Here is a 19,572-nt window from a genome sequence, read left to right as displayed (position 1 = left end):
ATAAATTTTGCTATAATTTGAATGCAAATATTAAATAAAAAGGGGAAAACAATGAATCGATTGGGAATTTCAGCAAGATTGTATTTAAGTTTTGCTTTGATTATTTTTATTATGCTGTTTATAGCTATTTTTTCGATAGCTAAAGTGAATTTTTTAGATAAAACTCTCACAACAGCAACAGGAGAAAACGCTTTGATTTCTCGTCAAGCAATTAATTTTAGGGGAAGTATTCATGATAGATCGATTTTAATTCGAGATGTTGTTTTAGCACAAGATCAAGAAGACTTAAGAAAAACTTTAGCGCAAATACAAAAATTGGAAAAAGATTATGAAGAAGCCGAACTTATTTTAAACGATATTATAGCTAAGGGTGGAGGCGATTCAAATGTGCGCTCTATGATGGAAGATATTGCAAAAACTAAGAAAAATACCGTGCAAATTTATCAAAAGATTATTGACACAGTGGTAAAGAAAAATGATATTCAATCAGCAACTAAGATGGTTTTGGACTTTGCTAGACCGGAATTTATTTTATGGCTAGCACAGACTAATAAATTGATTGATTATCAAGAATTAGATAATCAAGAATTAACTCAAATAGCGCTTTTAGAAAGTAAATCCTTTCAATTTATCATGATGAGTATCATTATAATTGCTTTAATTATTTCTATAATTATTGCTTATTTAATAGTAAGATATATTAAAAAATCCGTAGGTGGCGAACCAAGAGATGTAAATAGAATTATCACCGAGGTAGCTAATGGAAACTTAACACAGCAAATTCATACAGAATATAAGCAAAGTATACTTTATTCTATTTCTAGAATGCAAGATCAATTGCGAAATATAGTTCAAAAAATGATTACTATTTCTAATGAGCTAAACCACAAAGCTGATCTAGTGGTAGATCGTATAAGCAAAACTGAAAAGGCAGTGATTTTTCAAGGTGAAACTTCTAGAGAATCTGCTCTTAAAATTCGAGAAATCAGTCAAAAAACACAAAATGTTTCCAAAATGGCCCTAGAAACAGAAGAAAATTCAAAAAATACTACTCAAGTTTGTCAGAACAACAAAAAGCATGCCGAGGATACAGCTTCTCAAATGGAATACATAGCAAGCAATTCTTCTAGAGTTTCTCAGCAAATTGCTTTGCTAAGTGAACATGCTAAGAATATAGGAACAAGTACAGAGCTTATTAGTGAGATTACAGATCAAACCAATTTACTTGCTCTAAATGCAGCTATAGAAGCTGCTAGAGCAGGAGATGTAGGTAGAGGCTTTGCTGTTGTTGCTGATGAAATTCGCAAATTGGCTGAAAAAACAGGTGGAGCAACAGATCAAATTGCTATGATTAACAAACAAATTCAAGAAGAAACAATAGCAACAGTAGGCGTTATAGAAGAGTCAATACCATTGATTTCTCAAGGTAAAAGCTTAAGCGAAGAGGTAAGAGATAGCGTAGATTTAATCTATAAACAGGCCAATGATAGCCTTTTTAAAGCACAAGAGGTAAATCAAGAAGTGGCCGCTCAAGTAAAATTAATGGAAGAAATTGAAGAAAAAATTATAACAGTAGCAGATATTTCTTCCAAAACCCAACAAGCTGTCAGTGAAAATAAAAATGCAATGAAAGAACTAAAAAATATTTCAGATAATCTTCAAGCTGAAATAACTATTTTTAAACTCTAACACCCATTTCCAAAAATTTTTTAAAATAAGGCTAAATTTCTAGCCTTATTTAATCCTCCTTTAAGCTTAATTAGTTATACTTTCATTTCCTTTTTCAAAAAAGGACTTTAAAATCTTTAAATTATAAACTAAAGTTTATAAAGCTAAATGAAGATTTTGTAAACCCTTGTTTCTAGTTTTAAATTAATTTTAATCCTAGTCAAATCAATTCAAGTTTATAAAACTTTATTATTACTAAACTTTATTTATAAACAATAAATGATTTTTTGTTTTTGTTCTTTAAAATTAATATTGTTATTTCAAATCTTATTAGTCAATCTTTGAAATCTAAATAAGTGATCGATTGAGCCAGAAAAGATTTAGGCATAAGCAATTATGTAAAATCTATTCAATCTAAATATTTAAAGATTAAAAGTTTTTATTTTTAATCTTCATTACTTTTTCTTTGAAGAAAAAGATTAAACTATCTATAATTTTTATGGAGAGTTTGATCCTGGCTCAGAGTGAACGCTGGCGGCGTGCCTAATACATGCAAGTCGAACGATGAAGCTTCTAGCTTGCTAGAAGTGGATTAGTGGCGCACGGGTGAGTAAGGTATAGTTAATCTGCCCTACACAAGAGGACAACAGTTGGAAACGACTGCTAATACTCTATACTCCTACTTAACACAAGTTGAGTAGGGAAAGTTTTTCGGTGTAGGATGAGACTATATAGTATCAGCTAGTTGGTGAGGTAATGGCTCACCAAGGCTATGACGCTTAACTGGTCTGAGAGGATGATCAGTCACACTGGAACTGAGACACGGTCCAGACTCCTACGGGAGGCAGCAGTAGGGAATATTGCGCAATGGGGGAAACCCTGACGCAGCAACGCCGCGTGGAGGATGACACTTTTCGGAGCGTAAACTCCTTTTCTTAGGGAAGAATTCTGACGGTACCTAAGGAATAAGCACCGGCTAACTCCGTGCCAGCAGCCGCGGTAATACGGAGGGTGCAAGCGTTACTCGGAATCACTGGGCGTAAAGGGCGCGTAGGCGGATTATCAAGTCTCTTGTGAAATCTAATGGCTTAACCATTAAACTGCTTGGGAAACTGATAGTCTAGAGTGAGGGAGAGGCAGATGGAATTGGTGGTGTAGGGGTAAAATCCGTAGATATCACCAAGAATACCCATTGCGAAGGCGATCTGCTGGAACTCAACTGACGCTAAGGCGCGAAAGCGTGGGGAGCAAACAGGATTAGATACCCTGGTAGTCCACGCCCTAAACGATGTACACTAGTTGTTGGGGTGCTAGTCATCTCAGTAATGCAGCTAACGCATTAAGTGTACCGCCTGGGGAGTACGGTCGCAAGATTAAAACTCAAAGGAATAGACGGGGACCCGCACAAGCGGTGGAGCATGTGGTTTAATTCGAAGATACGCGAAGAACCTTACCTGGGCTTGATATCCTAAGAACCTTATAGAGATATGAGGGTGCTAGCTTGCTAGAACTTAGAGACAGGTGCTGCACGGCTGTCGTCAGCTCGTGTCGTGAGATGTTGGGTTAAGTCCCGCAACGAGCGCAACCCACGTATTTAGTTGCTAACGGTTCGGCCGAGCACTCTAAATAGACTGCCTTCGTAAGGAGGAGGAAGGTGTGGACGACGTCAAGTCATCATGGCCCTTATGCCCAGGGCGACACACGTGCTACAATGGCATATACAATGAGACGCAATACCGCGAGGTGGAGCAAATCTATAAAATATGTCCCAGTTCGGATTGTTCTCTGCAACTCGAGAGCATGAAGCCGGAATCGCTAGTAATCGTAGATCAGCCATGCTACGGTGAATACGTTCCCGGGTCTTGTACTCACCGCCCGTCACACCATGGGAGTTGATTTCACTCGAAGCCGGAATACTAAACTAGTTACCGTCCACAGTGGAATCAGCGACTGGGGTGAAGTCGTAACAAGGTAACCGTAGGAGAACCTGCGGTTGGATCACCTCCTTTCTAGAGTACAAAGTAATAAGTCTCACAACTATTACTTCATTATAAACTCAATTGATTCTTGTTTAGATTTCAAAGATTGATGATAAAGCTAATTGTTTATGGGGAATTAGCTCAGCTGGGAGAGCGCCTGCTTTGCACGCAGGAGGTCAGCGGTTCGATCCCGCTATTCTCCACCATTATTAAGGGCCTATAGCTCAGCTGGTTAGAGTGCACCCCTGATAAGGGTGAGGTCACAAGTTCAAGTCTTGTTAGGCCCACCATAGAAATATCAATCTTAAAAGATAAAAACAAGATTTGAAATCAAGTTTTAAAATCTAAAGCAAGTATATATTTTATAAATATACTTTGATATATCATATACTTCCTTTAGGTTTTAAACCTAAATGTTCTTTATAATTATCATTGTTAAGAGTCACAAGCAAGTTTTAATAAAAACAATTTTACAGGACTTGTTAAAGGATAAAACCCAATTATCTTTTCTTTGGTTTTACTTATATCTTTTAACTATCTTTATTTTTTATAATAAAGAGAATATTAGATCTAAAGTTTATAAATTAAAGATAAGTTTCAAACTCACGACTTGGTTTAAATATTAATTGAATTTTAGTATTTATATTAAGTGTTTGAATGCTTTCCGTCTTAAGATAATGAAGTCTTATCATAAAAACTTTAACAAGGAAGTGATGCGTTTTAGAATCAATAAAAAAGGTAGAAGTTAGATTATATCTAACTTTTATGCATATTCTTAGCAGAAGAAGCAAGAAAGACTACTAGTCTTTAACTTACTTTATCAGCCTAATATCTTTTAGGTTGGCGGGGTAGGCCTTTAGCTTGCTTCTTAGTCAAGGCTTTGCCTTGACGCTAAAGAAGGTAAAAAAGGTAAGCTACTAAGAGCGAATGGTGGATGCCTTGACTGGTAAAGGCGATGAAGGACGTACTAGACTGCGATAAGCTACGGGGAGCTGTCAAGAAGCTTTGATCCGTAGATTTCCGAATGGGGCAACCCAATGTATAGAGATATACATTACCTATATAGGAGCGAACGAGGGGAATTGAAACATCTTAGTACCCTCAGGAAAAGAAATCAATAGAGATTGCGTCAGTAGCGGCGAGCGAAAGCGCAAGAGGGCAAACCCAGTGCTTGCACTGGGGGTTGTAGGACTGCAATGTGCAAGAGGTGAGTTTAGCAGAACATTCTGGAAAGTATAGCCATAGAGGGTGATAGTCCCGTATGCGAAAAACAAACCTTAGCTAGCAGTATCCTGAGTAGGGCGGGACACGAGAAATCCTGTCTGAAGCTGGGTCGACCACGATCCAACCCTAAATACTAATACCAGATCGATAGTGCACAAGTACCGTGAGGGAAAGGTGAAAAGAACTGAGGTGATCAGAGTGAAATAGAACCTGAAACCATTTGCTTACAATCATTCAGAGCACTATGTAGCAATACAGTGTGATGGACTGCCTTTTGCATAATGAGCCTGCGAGTTGTGGTGTCTGGCAAGGTTAAGCAAACGCGAAGCCGTAGCGAAAGCGAGTCTGAATAGGGCGCTTAGTCAGATGCTGCAGACCCGAAACGAAGTGATCTATCCATGAGCAAGTTGAAGCTAGTGTAAGAACTAGTGGAGGACTGAACCCATAGGCGTTGAAAAGCCCCGGGATGACTTGTGGATAGGGGTGAAAGGCCAATCAAACTTCGTGATAGCTGGTTCTCTCCGAAATATATTTAGGTATAGCGTTGTGTCGTAATATAAGGGGGTAGAGCACTGAATGGGCTAGGGCATACACCAATGTACCAAACCCTATCAAACTCCGAATACCTTATATGTAATCACAGCAGTCAGGCGGCGAGTGATAAAATCCGTCGTCAAGAGGGAAACAACCCAGACTACCAGCTAAGGTCCCTAAATCTTACTTAAGTGGAAAACGATGTGAAGTTACTTAAACAACCAGGAGGTTGGCTTAGAAGCAGCCATCCTTTAAAGAAAGCGTAATAGCTCACTGGTCTAGTGATTTTGCGCGGAAAATATAACGGGGCTAAAGTAAGTACCGAAGCTGTAGACTTGACTTTGTCAAGTGGTAGGAGAGCGTTCTATTTGCGTCGAAGGTATACCGGTAAGGAGTGCTGGAGCGAATAGAAGTGAGCATGCAGGCATGAGTAGCGATAATTAATGTGAGAATCATTAACGCCGTAAACCCAAGGTTTCCTACGCGATGCTCGTCATCGTAGGGTTAGTCGGGTCCTAAGTCGAGTCCGAAAGGGGTAGACGATGGCAAATTGGTTAATATTCCAATACCAACATTAGTGTGCGATGGAAGGACGCTTAGGGCTAAGGGGGCTAGCGGATGGAAGTGCTAGTCTAAGGTCGTAGGTGCTTATACAGGCAAATCCGTATAAGAATACACCGAGAACTGAAAGGCTTTTTGAAGTCTTCGGATGGATAGAAGAACCCCTGATGCCGTCGAGCCAAGAAAAGTTTCTAAGTTTAGCTAATGTTGCCCGTACCGTAAACCGACACAGGTGGGTGGGATGAGTATTCTAAGGCGCGTGGAAGAACTCTCTTTAAGGAACTCTGCAAAATAGCACCGTATCTTCGGTATAAGGTGTGGTTCGCTTCGTATTAGGATTTACTCCGAAAGCGAAGAAACTTACAACAAAGAGTCCCTCCCGACTGTTTACCAAAAACACAGCACTCTGCTAACTCGTAAGAGGATGTATAGGGTGTGACGCCTGCCCGGTGCTCGAAGGTTAATTGATGGGGTTAGCATTAGCGAAGCTCTTGATCGAAGCCCGAGTAAACGGCGGCCGTAACTATAACGGTCCTAAGGTAGCGAAATTCCTTGTCGGTTAAATACCGACCTGCATGAATGGCGTAACGAGATGGGAGCTGTCTCAAAGAGGGATCCAGTGAAATTGTAGTGGAGGTGAAAATTCCTCCTACCCGCGGCAAGACGGAAAGACCCCGTGGACCTTTACTACAGCTTGACACTGCTATTTGGATAAGAATGTGCAGGATAGGTGGGAGGCTTTGAGTATATGACGCCAGTTGTATATGAGCCATTGTTGAGATACCACTCTTTCTTATTTGGGTAGCTAACCAGCTTGAGTTATCCTCAAGTGGGACAATGTCTGGTGGGTAGTTTGACTGGGGCGGTCGCCTCCCAAATAATAACGGAGGCTTACAAAGGTTGGCTCAGAACGGTTGGAAATCGTTCGTAGAGTATAAAGGTATAAGCCAGCTTAACTGCAAGACATACAAGTCAAGCAGAGACGAAAGTCGGTCTTAGTGATCCGGTGGTTCTGTGTGGAAGGGCCATCGCTCAAAGGATAAAAGGTACCCCGGGGATAACAGGCTGATCTCCCCCAAGAGCTCACATCGACGGGGAGGTTTGGCACCTCGATGTCGGCTCATCGCATCCTGGGGCTGGAGCAGGTCCCAAGGGTATGGCTGTTCGCCATTTAAAGCGGTACGCGAGCTGGGTTCAGAACGTCGTGAGACAGTTCGGTCCCTATCTGCCGTGGGCGTAAGAAGATTGAAGAGATTTGACCCTAGTACGAGAGGACCGGGTTGAACAAACCACTGGTGTAGCTGTTGTTCTGCCAAGAGCATCGCAGCGTAGCTAAGTTTGGAAAGGATAAACGCTGAAAGCATCTAAGCGTGAAGCCAACTCTAAGATGAATCTTCTCTAAGCTCTCTAGAAGACTACTAGTTTGATAGGCTGGGTGTGTAATGGATGAAAGTCCTTTAGCTGACCAGTACTAATAGAGCGTTTGGCTTATCTTTAATAAAGCATCACTTCCTTGTTAAGGTTTTTAGTAAAGCTTTGAATAACAATAATCATTCAAAGTGATATGGAAATCTTGCAAGTAGGGTTTATATTAGAACTTGCTCTTAACATTGTTTTTTAAGTATTCTAAAATAAAAGCTTATCAAAGAGAATAAAGATTTTATTCATTGATAAGATGAAAGATAAGATTTAAAAAATAAAAGAATATAAAGCAAAAGAAATAAAAAAGAATAGAAGAAAAGCAAAAAAATAAAAAAATAGAATAAAAAATAAAAGCTTTATTCTTAAGTTAAATCTTTCAAAGAATATTTAAATAACAATGTCCGTGATTATACAGATGTGGAAACGCCTTGCTCCATCCCGAACCAAGAAGCTAAGCACATCGTGGGTGATGATACTACGCCTTACTGGCAGGGGGAAAGTAGCTCATTGCGGACTTGTTAATTCTTCTTTACTTACTTTATATATAAATCATATGTTTGTTTTTATTGTTGTTTTAGATGGGATTTAGAATAATTATCTTTATGTTTATTGAATCTGTTTTTGTATTAATTGTTCTTTTTTATTATGTTTATTGAAACTGTTTTAATATATTGAATTTGTTTTTATATGTTGATTGTTCTTTATTATGCTTGGTTAGTTTGGTTCAATATGTTGAATTTGTTTTTATATGTATTAATCATTCTTTTTATGCTGAGTTATGGTTATGCTTAGTTATAGTTAGGTTGCTTAGAGTTGTTCACTTTAATCTGTTTTTAGTTTAATTGTTGTCTTTGTGTTTGGTTTATAATTTCATTGTATGGTTTTTTGGGTGGTGTTAAGATATTGATTTACTAGGCTGGTAAATTTGTTTAGGTTATATTTTTATTGTTTGAATACACTTGCTTTAGTTGGTGGGTTGATTGATTGTGAGCTTAGTTGGTTGAGTTGGGCTGATGGTTTAATCATTTTTAATCTGTTTTTAGTTTAATTGTTAAATTTGGTGTTTGCTTGTATATTTTTATCTATTAAATTTATTTTTTATATGCTAATTAAATATGTTTTTGTATTAATTGTTCTTTTTATTTATTGAATCTGTTTTTTAGTTTAATGGTTGTCTTTGTGTTTGGTTTATAATTTCATTGTATGGTTTTTTGGGTGGTGTTAAGATATTGATTTACTAGGCTGGTAAATTTGTTTGGGTTTTTTTATTGTTTGAATGTGTTTGGGGTGAGAGAAGTGAGTTGGGGTTGTTAAATTTTACTCACATATTCTTTAAATTTTTCTCCACGTTGAGCATAAGAGCTAAATTGATCTAAGCTTGCACAAGCAGGGCTTAATAAAGCTACCTCATTATTTTTTAATGTTTTGGAAATTTCTTTTACGGCATTTTCTAAAAATTCACACTTATGAGCTTTTAAATTTGCTTTTAAAGCATAATCTAACATTTTTTGAGTACTAACCCCTATGGCATAGAGTTCTACATCAAAATCTTTCATAAAATTAAATAACATGCTTAAATCTACACCCTTATCATCACCGCCTATAATGAGATGAATTTTTTTATCTTTATAGCGGTTAAGAGCGGCCATTACAGCGTTTTCATTGGTCGCTTTAGTATCATTGACCCAAAGTCTACCTTGATTATCTTGCAATTCTTCAAGTTTATTTTTTTCCATAACAAAATGATTTAAAAGTTCATAGCTTAAGGTATCAAGTAAAATTTTTTCTATACTTAAAGCCATAACAGCATCAAGCAAAAAAGGACTTTTAAAAGATATTTTTTTTATATCAATATCCATTTTTTGAGCAAGATCAAATTCATCTTTATAGGAGATAATATAAGCTTTTGTAGGTGTTTTTGCATAAATTTCAGGCAAAATCGCAATATCACACTCATTCATTCTTTCTAAAACACTCAATTTATCTTTTACATAATTTTCAAAACTTCCATGCCATGAAAGATGATCCGCGCTTATGGGTAAGAGTGCGTAAATTTCAGGTTTTGCAGTATGGGTATAGTGAAGTGTAAAAGATGAAGTTTCAAGTATCCAAATTTTGGCATTTAAATCAAGTTCGGCTAGAGGAAAACCAACATTTGCTCCCATTATTGCTCCTACATGCGAAAGCAGGTGTGTAGCCATTTGTGTAGTTGTGGTTTTGCCATTTGTGCCACTGATCCAAATAGATTTTGGCATAGCATCATAAAAAAAATCATATTCGCTTTGTAAATTTTTTGCTTTTTTTATAAGAATATGATTGGGTGGAAATCCAGGGCTTGGAATTTCAAGCTTGCTTAGTTTTTCATCAAATTCTTTAGGATTTAAAAGATGATTGCCCCATTCATCTTTATTTTCTTCTTGAAAGTGATCATCATAGATGTCAAAAGGACCGAATTTATTAACTAAATTTTTGGCTATTGCCTGTGTGGTTTTTCCATATCCAAAAAGCGAAATTTTCATTATCTTAACTTTATCGATGCAAGTGCAAGTAAATTAGATAGCAAGGCTATCATCCAAAAACGCACTATGATTTTATTTTCTACCCAGCCTATTTTTTCAAAATGATGGTGTATAGGCGCCATTTTAAATACTCTTTTGTTAAAAATTTTAAAGCTTCCTACTTGTAAAATGACAGAAATGGTTTCAAGTACAAAGACAAAGCCTACGAGTAAAAGTAAGATTTCATTTTTACTTATAATAGCTAAAAAGCCTATAAATCCACCCAAAGCCAAGCTTCCACTATCTCCCATAAAAACTTGTGCAGGGTAGCAGTTGTACCATAAAAATCCCATAAGAGCTCCAATCAATGCTGCACAGATAATCACTACTTCACCTAGGCCTTGAATTTTAGGTAAAAGTAAATATTCGCTATAGTTTAAATTTCCACTCAAATATAAAAATATACCCAAGGTAGATAAAGAAAAAATACTAGGAACAGTTGCAAGTCCATCAAGCCCATCGGTTAAATTGACAGCATTAGAACTTGAGATTAAGACCAAAATCCAAAAAGCAAGAGCAAAAATTTTCATATCAAAAAGCGGATATTTATAAAAAGGAAGATAAAATTCCGTATTAAATTCAGGACTAAAATATAAAGGCAAAATACAGATCAATGCCACGCTTATTTGGGCTAAAAGTTTTGCTTTTGGACTAAGTCCTGAGTGGTTGTCTTTTTTTAAAATTTTACCCAAATCATCCACAAGTCCGATAAGACAAAAAAGCACAAGACAAAGTAAGGCTGTGATTGTAAATACATTATCTAATTTGACACAAATAAGGCTTGTAAAGACTGCACAAGCTATGAAAATAACCCCACCCATTGTAGGCGTTTGAGATTTTACCTTGTGAGTTTGGGGTGCTAATTCATAAATGGGTTGATTTGCATTTTTGTTTTTAGCCCAAGCAATAAATTTAGGCATAATGAATAAAGATAAACATAAAGCAATGAAAAATGCAAAGCCTGCGCGCACACTGATATAAGTAAAAAAAGCATAATCACTAAAATAAGAAAGATAATACAAAAGCTAGCCTTCTTTTTGGTTTTTAAAAGCTTAATTTTAGTAAAATCTAGCCAAAAAATTTCTTATAAAAGAGTAAAAAATGAGACAAAAATGTATTTTGGTTATTACAGACGGGATAGGTTTTAACAAGGAAAAAGATTTTAATGCTTTTGAGGCTGCTAAAAAGCCAAATTACGAGAGGCTTTTTAAAGAAGTACCAAATTCTTTAATTAAAACCAGTGGTTTAGCAGTAGGTTTGCCTGAAAATCAAATGGGAAATAGCGAAGTGGGTCATATGTGTATAGGTAGTGGGCAAATTATCTATCAAAATTTGGTGCGCATTAATAAAGCTATAGAGAGTTATGAACTTGAAAAAAACGCAAATTTGAAAAAACTTTTACAAAAATGCAAAAGGGTGCATGTTATCGGTTTATATAGTGATGGCGGGGTTCATTCTATGGATACGCATTTTAATGCTTTGCTTGAAATTTGTGCTAAAAATGGAAATGAAGTTTTTGCACATGCAATTACCGATGGACGCGATGTAAGTCCTACAAGTGGACTAGAATTTATAAAAAAGCTTAAAAATCATTGTGAAAAAATAGGTGTGCATTTTGCTACGCTTTGCGGGCGTTTTTACGCTATGGATAGAGATAAGCGTTGGGAAAGAGTCAAGGAATATTATGATTGTTTATTGGGTAAAAGTAAGGGTGTGCCAAATTTGGTTGATTATGTGGAAGAATGTTATCAAAATGAAATAACTGATGAATTTATCCAAGCGGCTAAAAATGAGAATTATAAAGGTATGCAAGAAGATGATGGATTGATTTTTGTTAATTTTAGAAATGATAGAATGAAACAACTGATCGAAGTTTTAAATTCTCAAAATTTCAAGGAATTTGAGAGAGAGAAAGTGTTTGAAAATTTACTTACTATGAGTGTTTATGATGATAAATTTAATATTCCAGTACTTTTTGAAAAAGAAGAAATTAAAAACACACTTTCTGAAACCATCTCTAAAGCAGGACTTACTCAACTTCACACTGCAGAAACTGAAAAATATGCCCATGTCACTTTCTTTTTCAATGGAGGAAAAGAAGAGCTTTTAGAAAATGAAACAAGGGTTTTAATCCCAAGTCCAAAGGTAAAAACTTACGATGAAAAGCCTGAAATGAGTGCTTTTGAAGTATGTGATGCGGTTAAAAAAGGGATAGAAAAGGGTGAAGATTTTATAGTGGTGAATTTTGCAAATGGTGATATGGTAGGTCATACAGGAGATTTTAACGCTGCTGTTAAGGCTGTAGAGGCAGTAGATACTTGTTTAGGTGAGGTGGTTGAGTGTGCGAGAAAGCATGGTTATGCCTTTATTATTACAAGTGATCATGGAAATTGTGAAGCAATGCAAGATAAAAAAGGAAATTTATTGACCAATCATACAACTTTTGATGTTTTTGCTTTTGTAGAAGCTAAGGGAGTGGATAAACTTAAGGAAAATATGGGACTTAGTAATATCGCTGCGAGTGTGCTTAAAATATTAAATTTAGAAATTCCAAAAGAAATGAACGAGGCTTTATTTTGATCTGTTTGCCTTTTGATATAGATTTTTGTTAAAATTTAATTTTATATTTTTTTTAAGGATAGAAATGAAATTTAGTGGAAAAAATGTTTTGATTACAGGTGCAAGCAAGGGTATTGGTGCTTCTATTGCAAAAACTTTGGCAAGTTTTGGATTAAAGGTTTGGATTAATTATCGTTCAAAACCAGAACTTGCAGATGCTTTAAAAGATGAAATTCTTGCACAAGGTGGCAATGCAGCTGTGATTAAATTTGATGCAAGCAAAGAAGATGAGTTTGAAAATGGTATAAAAACTATAGTAGAAAGCGATGGAGAACTTAGTTATCTTGTAAATAATGCAGGTGTTACAAATGATAAACTTGCCTTAAGAATGAAACTCGAAGATTTTACCAGTGTGGTAGATACGAATTTGAGTTCTGCATTTTTAGGTTGTAGAGAAGCTTTAAAAACAATGAGTAAAAAGCGTTTTGGCGCGGTTGTAAATATTGCTTCAATTGTCGGTGAAATGGGGAATGCGGGTCAGACTAATTATTCTGCTAGTAAGGGCGGAATGATTGCTATGACTAAGTCTTTTGCTAAAGAGGGAGCAAGTAGAAATTTACGCTTTAATTGTGTTACTCCAGGCTTTATTAAAAGTGATATGACAGAGATTTTAAGCGATGAAATCAAACAAGCTTACCAAGATAATATCCCTTTAAAACGCTTTGCAGAACCTGAAGAAGTTGCAAATTGTGTAGCGTTTTTATTAAGCGATTATGCTTCTTATGTGACAGGTGATGTGCTTAAAATTAATGGCGGATTATACATGTAAGGAAAAAGGTATGGATTTAAAAGAAATCGCGCAATTTTTAGATGAAAATACTCCTGCATTTTTGGCAACTTTAGGAACTTGTGGAAATCCTAGAGTTCGTCCTATGCAAAGCCCTTTGCTTGTAGGAGATAGAATTTATTTTTGTACTTCTAACAATAAAGGACTTTTTAAACATATACAAAATTATAATGGTATTGAATTTTGTTCTTGCTCTAGAGAGGGTGTTTTTTTAAGACTTAGGGCAAATGCAGTTTTTGAATCTAATGCAACAGTAAAAGAGCTAATGTTTGAAAAATATCCTTATCTTGTAAGTCTTTATGAGACTCCACAAAATTCTAGATTTGAAGTTTTTTATCTTGATAATCTAAGCGCTAAAATGCAGTTTCCAAACGGAGATTTTAAACTTTACAAAGCTTAAAGCAAGGATTTTCCTTGCTTTAAATATCCATTTTCATTTGTAAAGCATGCTCCCAAAAGGCACTTTCTAAACGCACTACATTATAAAAAATTTCACTAAGATTTTCAAATTTTTCTTGAGATATTTTTTGAGTGTAAGAATTTAAAAAGTCTTCAAATTCTTTAATTTCATTTTGAAATTCATCTGAGCTATAGGTTAAAATCCATTCTTTATAAGGATGATTTTGAAGTTTTTCTTTGTCAAGTCTTTTGTAAATTTCAGCTCCTATATAACCATAACCTATGGCACAAGCACTTAAAGCCACTAACATATCTAAAAAATCTCCACTTTCACCCACGCTTAACATATAGCGTGTGTAAGCTATATTGGTCAAACTTTCATCTTTAACATTTAATTTATCAGCATTGATGCCAAGTTTTAAAATACTTTTATGAAGTTCAATTTCTCCTTCTATAATGTAGTTTTGAAATTTCATTGCAAAGCGTAGTTCTTCGGCATTTTTTGCATTTAAGGCAAGTCGTGCATAGCACTTAGCATAATGGATGAGATAGATATAATCTTGTTTGAGATAAAAAAGAAAATTTTCTTCTTTTAAACTTCCATTTTCTAATTTTTTTACAAATTCATGATGTAAATATTCATCCCAAATGTGTGAATTTGTTTCAATAAGTCGAGAAAAAAGCATTTCTTACTCCTAAAATTCAATGGTTTTTATAAAGTATAGTCAAAAACTATAAATATTTTAAGTTTTTTATTGTAAAATACGCTTTATTTTAATTTTTATCAAGGAGATATATAAATGGCAACATTTGATGATGTAAAAGCAGTGGTAGTAGAGCAATTAAGCATTGATGCGGATGCTGTTAAGATGGAATCAAAAATCATTGAAGATTTAGGTGCAGATTCTTTGGATGTTGTAGAGCTTATTATGGCATTAGAAGAGAAATTTGAAGTAGAAATCCCAGATAGTGATGCTGAAAAACTAATTAAAATTGAGGATGTTGTAAATTATATCGAAAATCTTAAAAAATAATTTTAGAAAATTCACTTTACAAGGAGCTTGTTCTTGAAAAGAGTTGTAGTAACAGGTATTGGCATGATCAATGCCTTGGGTTTAGATAAAGAAAGTTCTTTTAAGGCGATTTGTGAAGGTAAGAGTGGTGTGAAAAAAATCACTCTTTTTGATACTACAGACTTTCCAGTTCAAATTGCAGCAGAAATTGAAAATTTCGATCCTCTAGAAGTAGTAGATGGTAAAGAAGTTAAAAAAATCGATCGTTTTATTCAGCTAGGTATTAAAGCTGCTCGTGAAGCAATGCAAGATGCTAATTTTGATCAAAATTTAGACAAAGAAGAATTTGGAGTTGTTTCAGCTGCGGGAATTGGAGGTCTGCCAAATATAGAAAAGAATTCTGTTATTTGTTCTGAACGTGGTCCTCGTAAAATTTCTCCATTTTTTATACCTTCAGCTTTAGTAAATATGCTAGGCGGTTTAATTTCTATAGAACACGGACTTAAAGGACCTAATATTTCTTGTGTAACGGCTTGTGCAGCAGGAACTCATGCCATAGGAGAAGCTTATAAAAGTATAGCTTTGGGTAATGCTAGTAAAATGTTAGTAATTGGCGCAGAAGCTGCTATTTGTCCTGTAGGAATCGGTGGTTTTGCTTCGATGAAAGCCCTTTCTACTAGAAATGATGATCCTGCTCACGCTTCAAGACCTTTTGATAAAGAAAGAGATGGTTTTGTAATGGGAGAGGGTGCAGGTGCTTTAGTTTTTGAAGAGTATGAAGAGGCTAAAAAGCGTGGAGCTAAGATTTATGCTGAATTGGTTGGTTTTGGAGAAAGTGCTGATGCGCATCACATTACCTCACCTACATTAGATGGACCTTTAAGAGCGATGAAAAAAGCCTTAAAAATGGCAGGAAATCCAAAGGTAGATTATATTAATGCACATGGAACTTCAACGCCCGTAAATGACAAAAATGAAACAGCTGCAATTAAAGAGCTTTTTGGAAGTGAAATTCCAGCGGTTAGCTCAACAAAAGGACAAACAGGACATTGTTTGGGTGCTGCAGGAGCTATTGAAGCGGTTATTAGTATCATGGCATTAGACAATGGAATTATGCCACCTACTATTAATCAATTTGTTAGCGATGAAGAATGTGATTTAGATTATATACCAAATGAGGCCAGAAAAGCGGATTTAAGAGTTGTGATGAGTAATTCTTTTGGCTTTGGCGGCACAAATGGTTGTGTGGTATTTAAAAAAGTAGATTGATATGGCTTCGTATTTAGATTTTGAAAAGAATATTCAGCAAATTGATGAAGATATTATCAATGCTCAAATTAAGGGTGATACCGAGGCTGTTGCTATACTTAAAAAAAATCTCGAAAAAGAAATTGCTAAAACTTATAAAAATTTAAGCGATTTTGGACGCTTGCAACTCGCTCGTCATCCAGATCGCCCTTATGCACTTGATTATATAGATCTTATTTTAAATGATGCTTATGAAATTCACGGAGATCGTGCTTTTAGAGATGATCCTGCTATTGTTTGTTTTATGGGATATTTAGGAGAAAAAAAACTTATAGTTATAGGAGAACAAAAGGGACGTGGCACAAAAGAAAAGATCGCTAGAAATTTTGGTATGCCTCATCCTGAAGGTTATAGAAAAGCTTTAAGAGTGGCAAGACTTGCAGAGAAATTTCAAATTCCTATTTTGTTTTTGATAGATACCCCAGGTGCTTATCCAGGTTTGGGAGCAGAAGAACGTGGTCAAAGTGAAGCTATTGCTACAAATTTGTATGAACTTAGCGATTTAAAAACTCCTACTATAGCTGTGGTTATAGGAGAAGGAGGAAGTGGTGGAGCTTTGGCTATAGGTGTGGCTGATAAGCTTGCAATGATGAAAAATTCAGTTTTTTCTGTTATTTCTCCTGAGGGTTGTGCGGCTATACTTTGGAATGATCCTTCTAAAAGCGAAGCAGCAACAAAAGCTATGAAAGTTACTGCAGATGATTTAAAAAGTCAAGGCTTAATTGACGATGTGATTGAAGAGCCTATCAACGGAGCCCATCGCAATAAAGAAGCTGCTGCTGTTGCTATAGCTGATTATGTTAAAAAAGCCTTGGATGAATTAGAAAAAATAGATCCACGAGAACTTGCTTCAAATCGCATGCAAAAAATTCTTCAACTTGGAGCTTTTAGCGAAAGCTAAAAACTCTACTTAATAAAAATACTCTTTAAAATTTTCAAATTATTCTAAAAAATTAAAATTTTGACAATAAAGCAAAACCTACAAAAAAAGTTTAATAAATATAAGAGATAAATAATGAATACTTTATATCCTCTATATCACAAATAAAACAATATAGAAGATGTAAAGAAGCATTTATACTTTTTAATGGATAAAAAATAATTTGACAAATGGGTAATATTGTAATAAAAATTTATTAATATTTAAAATATCACTTTTATATTAAAAATATATAAAAATGAAATATATGATTTTTTTAAATTTGCTTAATTAAGTAACAATAAATTTAAAATATGAGAATATTGGTAACATTATTAAATAAAATTTTTATTTGTCAAAAATTTGTTGATAGTATTTAAGTGTTTTTTATTGGAAGTTAGTAGAAAATTATCTTAAAATTACTCAAGATAAGGAGCTAAATGATGGATACTATTAATATTATTATTTTATTTTCCCTCATAATATCAATTGCTTTGGGCTATGTTCTTAAAGCAAATATCGGAGTCTTCGCGATGCTTTCAGCCTTTATTGGGGCATACCTTTATGGTATAACACCAGAAAAGGTGATTAATCTTTGGAATGGAAGTTTAAGTTTATTTTTTATACTTCTTTCTATTACTTATTTTTATGGTTTTGCGATTGCAAATGGTACGCTAAACAATCTTGCGTTAAAAGCTGTGTATTCTGTTAGGAACAGACCTTGGAGTATTCCTATTGCACTTTATATTACAGTTATGGTATTTGTAGGAATTGGACCAGGACATTATGCAGGCTTTGCTTTTATGAGTCCTTTGGTTCTTTATATTGCTAGCAAAATCAAAATGAATAAGATTTTAGCAGCTATTATTATTTATTCTGGTTCCTGTGCAGGTGGATTTAATCCCTTTACCCTTGGTGGCAGAGTAACTTTTGATCTTATCGAAAAACTTGGTTATTCAGCAGAAGCTTCTGCAATAATGCAATTAAATTTAGGTAAAAATATGTTTATTGCACATACTTTGATTTTTATAATCGGATATTTTTTGCTAAAAGGTTATAAGGTGAAAATTACTTCGCAAATTACAAAACCAAAAAGATTAAATGCTGCGCAATGGAAGACGATTTTTATTGTGTGCTTTGTTTTTGCGGTTATTATGATCCCATCTTTTTTTCTTGCTTTAAATCCTCATGATGAAACACTAAAAAAGTAACTTCCATTTTTAACCCTGTTTTTGTTTCATTTCTTGGAATCGTTTTAGCAGTAATATTTGGAATTGGTAGTGAAAAAGAAGCATTTAAGAATGTGCCTTGGGATTTGATTTTTATGATTGGAGCACTTTCTATGCTTATTGAGCTCAGTAAAACAACAGGCATAATGGAAAATATCACAACATTTATGAGTGCACACGGTTCAAGTAGCAGTAATTGGCTTTATTATTTGCTTGGAATTTTATCTTCTTGTATGAGTGCGTTTGCCTCAAGCATGGGGGTGGTTATGCCAACATTTTTCTCTATCGTACCATCAATCAAAGCGCTTGAGCCATCACTTGCATTTTCTATAATCGCAGTATTTGCAACATTTACTGGATATTCAAGTTTTTCAACAGGCGGAGCCTTGGTTTTGGCTGGTGCACAAGATGAAAGTGAAAAACGCTATCTTTTTATAAGATTGATAATATTACCTTTAATTTTGGTAGTATTTGGTTTTGTATTATTATTTTTAGGTATTTTAAATTAAGGAGAAAAAAATGAGTTATGAAAATTTTATTGGAAAACAAGAAAAATTTACAGAAAACATCAATGAAAAACAGGTGCAAAAAATTGTTGCAACGCTACAATCTAAGCAATTAAAAAATGGCGATGCCCTTCCATATCTTTGGCAATGGTGCTTTTTTAATGAAGCACTAACTCCAGATAAATTAGGCAGAGATGGCCATCCTAAACTAGGACTAGATAAAAATAGCTTTTTGCCAAGCTTTGGTGAAGTCAATCGTATGTGGGCAGGAGGTAGATTTAAATTTATTACCCCTTTGATTATTGGAGAAGATGCAACAAAAATAACCACAATAAAAAAGATTCAAGAAAAACAAGGAAAAAGTGGAAAACTTACTTTTGTTACCTTAGAACACTGCTATTATCAAAAAGAGCAGTTAAAAATCGAGGAAGAACAGGATATTGTTTATAAACAACCAGCACCTCCAAAGCTTACGAGCGATGTAGTTGCTATGAATGCAGATTATTCTGAAAAAATGCAACCTGATTCCACGCTTTTGTTTCGCTATTCTGCTTTAACCTTTAATGGCCATAAGATCCACTATGATTTTCCTTATGCAACGCAAGTTGAGGGTTATCATGGTTTAGTTATACATGGTCCTTTATTGGCAACTTATATGATTAATTGCTTTGTAAAAAATCATCCCGATAAACAAATTGTTAATTATAGTTATAGAGGTATGCATGCACTTTGTGTTCCTGATAGTTTTGCTGTGGAGTCAAAAATTACTGATAAAAATACTGCTGAAGTATGGATAAATAAAAATGGATTTGTAGCGCATTCTGGCACTATTCATTTTAAATAAAA

The 19,572-nt window shown here is 34.9% G+C and carries 11 protein-coding genes, 2 tRNA genes, 3 rRNA genes and 1 pseudogene; 14 read left to right on the top strand and 3 right to left on the bottom strand.

What is annotated here, in order from left to right:
• The first annotated feature begins 51 nt into the window (after window positions 1–51).
• From AAID94_06930 to rrf, 6 genes are all read left to right on the top strand, one after another.
• Complete coding sequence (locus AAID94_06930) at window positions 52–1,689, top strand: methyl-accepting chemotaxis protein (protein XAK23561.1); 1,638 nt, start codon at window positions 52–54, stop codon at window positions 1,687–1,689.
• A gap of 475 nt (window positions 1,690–2,164) precedes the next feature.
• Window positions 2,165–3,677 (top strand): 16S ribosomal RNA (locus AAID94_06925).
• A 100-nt stretch (window positions 3,678–3,777) separates the two neighbouring features.
• Window positions 3,778–3,853, top strand: a tRNA-Ala gene (locus tag AAID94_06920).
• Between the two features lie 7 nt (window positions 3,854–3,860).
• Window positions 3,861–3,937, top strand: a tRNA-Ile gene (locus AAID94_06915).
• Window positions 3,938–4,554: 617 nt separating this feature from the next.
• Window positions 4,555–7,462, top strand: a 23S ribosomal RNA gene (locus tag AAID94_06910).
• 325 nt (window positions 7,463–7,787) lie between these two features.
• Window positions 7,788–7,904 (top strand): 5S ribosomal RNA (gene rrf, locus AAID94_06905).
• The 16S, 23S and 5S rRNA genes sit together here with 2 tRNA genes alongside, the layout of an rRNA operon.
• Window positions 7,905–8,698: 794 nt before the next feature.
• Here rrf and murD read toward each other — a convergent pair.
• Window positions 8,699–9,907, bottom strand: coding sequence for a UDP-N-acetylmuramoyl-L-alanine--D-glutamate ligase (gene murD, locus AAID94_06900; GenBank protein ID XAK23560.1), 1,209 nt, complete (start codon window positions 9,905–9,907; stop codon window positions 8,699–8,701).
• On the bottom strand, window positions 9,907–10,968 hold the full coding sequence (mraY, locus tag AAID94_06895; protein XAK23559.1) for a phospho-N-acetylmuramoyl-pentapeptide-transferase: 1,062 nt from the start codon (window positions 10,966–10,968) through the stop codon (window positions 9,907–9,909). The genes murD and mraY overlap by 1 nt, the downstream gene beginning before the upstream one ends.
• 79 nt (window positions 10,969–11,047) lie before the next feature.
• Here mraY and gpmI point away from each other — a divergent pair, with 79 nt between their 5' ends.
• The 3 genes from gpmI to AAID94_06880 all read left to right on the top strand — a co-directional run bounded on the left by gpmI (window position 11,048) and on the right by AAID94_06880 (window position 13,752).
• On the top strand, window positions 11,048–12,526 hold the full coding sequence (gene gpmI, locus AAID94_06890; GenBank protein XAK23558.1) for a 2,3-bisphosphoglycerate-independent phosphoglycerate mutase: 1,479 nt from the start codon (window positions 11,048–11,050) through the stop codon (window positions 12,524–12,526).
• Between the two features lie 64 nt (window positions 12,527–12,590).
• Complete coding sequence (gene fabG, locus AAID94_06885; GenBank protein ID XAK23557.1) at window positions 12,591–13,334, top strand: 3-oxoacyl-ACP reductase FabG; 744 nt, start codon at window positions 12,591–12,593, stop codon at window positions 13,332–13,334.
• A gap of 10 nt (window positions 13,335–13,344) precedes the next feature.
• Complete coding sequence (locus tag AAID94_06880; protein XAK23556.1) at window positions 13,345–13,752, top strand: pyridoxamine 5'-phosphate oxidase family protein; 408 nt, start codon at window positions 13,345–13,347, stop codon at window positions 13,750–13,752.
• A gap of 19 nt (window positions 13,753–13,771) precedes the next feature.
• On the opposite strand, the gene tenA is transcribed toward AAID94_06880, so the two are convergent.
• Complete coding sequence (tenA, locus tag AAID94_06875) at window positions 13,772–14,437, bottom strand: thiaminase II (protein XAK23555.1); 666 nt, start codon at window positions 14,435–14,437, stop codon at window positions 13,772–13,774.
• A 114-nt stretch (window positions 14,438–14,551) separates the two neighbouring features.
• Here tenA and acpP point away from each other — a divergent pair, with 114 nt between their 5' ends.
• The 5 genes and pseudogenes from acpP (at window position 14,552) to AAID94_06850 (ending at window position 19,570) form a co-directional block, all read left to right on the top strand.
• Window positions 14,552–14,785 (top strand): acyl carrier protein, encoded by a 234-nt coding sequence (acpP, locus tag AAID94_06870; protein ID XAK23554.1) that lies wholly within the window; start codon window positions 14,552–14,554, stop codon window positions 14,783–14,785.
• A 33-nt stretch (window positions 14,786–14,818) separates the two neighbouring features.
• Window positions 14,819–16,033, top strand: coding sequence for a beta-ketoacyl-ACP synthase II (locus AAID94_06865; GenBank protein XAK23553.1), 1,215 nt, complete (start codon window positions 14,819–14,821; stop codon window positions 16,031–16,033).
• 1 nt (window position 16,034) lies between these two features.
• Window positions 16,035–16,973: an acetyl-CoA carboxylase carboxyl transferase subunit alpha gene (gene accA / locus AAID94_06860; protein XAK23552.1), complete on the top strand. Its 939-nt coding sequence runs from the start codon at window positions 16,035–16,037 to the stop codon at window positions 16,971–16,973.
• 461 nt (window positions 16,974–17,434) lie between these two features.
• A pseudogene (locus AAID94_06855) lies at window positions 17,435–18,729 on the top strand (SLC13 family permease).
• A 10-nt stretch (window positions 18,730–18,739) separates the two neighbouring features.
• On the top strand, window positions 18,740–19,570 hold the full coding sequence (locus AAID94_06850) for a hypothetical protein (protein XAK23551.1): 831 nt from the start codon (window positions 18,740–18,742) through the stop codon (window positions 19,568–19,570).
• The last annotated feature ends 2 nt before the right edge of the window (window positions 19,571–19,572 follow it).

It is taken from the genome of Campylobacter coli (genome assembly GCA_039516895.1).
Lineage (GTDB): Bacteria > Campylobacterota > Campylobacteria > Campylobacterales > Campylobacteraceae > Campylobacter_D > Campylobacter_D coli_B.
This window is presented reverse-complemented; position numbering and strand designations above follow the sequence as displayed.

Bases quoted from the DNA above. Each gene is read 5' to 3' on its own strand.
- AAID94_06930 (XAK23561.1), top strand. From the start codon at position 52: ATGAATCGATTGGGAATTTCAGCAAGATTGTATTTAAGTTTTGCTTTG.
- murD (XAK23560.1), bottom strand. From the start codon at position 9,907: ATGAAAATTTCGCTTTTTGGATATGGAAAAACCACACAGGCAATAGCC.
- gpmI (XAK23558.1), top strand. From the start codon at position 11,048: ATGAGACAAAAATGTATTTTGGTTATTACAGACGGGATAGGTTTTAAC.
- fabG (XAK23557.1), top strand. From the start codon at position 12,591: ATGAAATTTAGTGGAAAAAATGTTTTGATTACAGGTGCAAGCAAGGGT.
- AAID94_06880 (XAK23556.1), top strand. From the start codon at position 13,345: ATGGATTTAAAAGAAATCGCGCAATTTTTAGATGAAAATACTCCTGCA.
- tenA (XAK23555.1), bottom strand. From the start codon at position 14,437: ATGCTTTTTTCTCGACTTATTGAAACAAATTCACACATTTGGGATGAA.
- acpP (XAK23554.1), top strand. From the start codon at position 14,552: ATGGCAACATTTGATGATGTAAAAGCAGTGGTAGTAGAGCAATTAAGC.
- accA (XAK23552.1), top strand. From the start codon at position 16,035: ATGGCTTCGTATTTAGATTTTGAAAAGAATATTCAGCAAATTGATGAA.
- AAID94_06850 (XAK23551.1), top strand. From the start codon at position 18,740: ATGAGTTATGAAAATTTTATTGGAAAACAAGAAAAATTTACAGAAAAC.